Raw genomic sequence first — 558 nt, 5'->3', positions numbered from 1 at the left:
GGTCTCGAACCGTCTCATCTGCGATGCCGAAGCAGCTTGCGCCTCGACGGCCCTGCCGCCAACGACCTGACGCATCACGGGATCGAGGGCCAAGCGGTCGGCATCGTTCACATCCTCGTATCCGGCCAGTCGTCCGAACACCGATTGCCGGAACAATCCGTCAAGCCGATGGAGCGTGTTCTTCCCGGTGCGGCTGTCTCGCAGCGCCTCCGACGCCAGATTGGACAGGCCGAGCACGTCATCAAGCTCGCGCATCACCAGCAGGCCACCGTCTGAACTGATCTGCGCACCACGGAACTCCAGACGCACACGGCGGTCGAAATCAACCCGATCTCCCCGCGCCAAGCCCGCACCCTCCAGGTGATCCATGAAACGCGCCCCTCGCAGCCGTCAACGCCATGATTTATATGCGAAATATCACGATTACGACAGCGAAATCAGCGACTTACTTGGAGAATGTGGGTTTATATCGCCGATGCGCCGGTTGCGCTACGTGACCTTCTGGCGCCCGGACGCATCCATACCTATGTGCCGCCAAGGCTGGCGGACCAGATCGAG

General features: G+C 61.3%; 1 protein-coding gene. It reads right to left on the bottom strand.

Features of this window, described 5'->3' with window-relative positions:
• On the bottom strand, positions 1-369 hold a 369-nt coding region (locus PKE99_RS39420), incomplete at its 3' end, for a transposase (protein ID WP_271215170.1).
• Between the last annotated feature and the right edge of the window lie 189 nt (positions 370-558).

Source organism: Pseudonocardia halophobica (assembly GCF_027922425.1).
Taxonomy (GTDB): domain Bacteria; phylum Actinomycetota; class Actinomycetes; order Mycobacteriales; family Pseudonocardiaceae; genus Pseudonocardia; species Pseudonocardia halophobica.
Note: the sequence above shows the minus strand (reverse complement) of the source record. Positions and strands in the feature narration are given on the sequence as shown.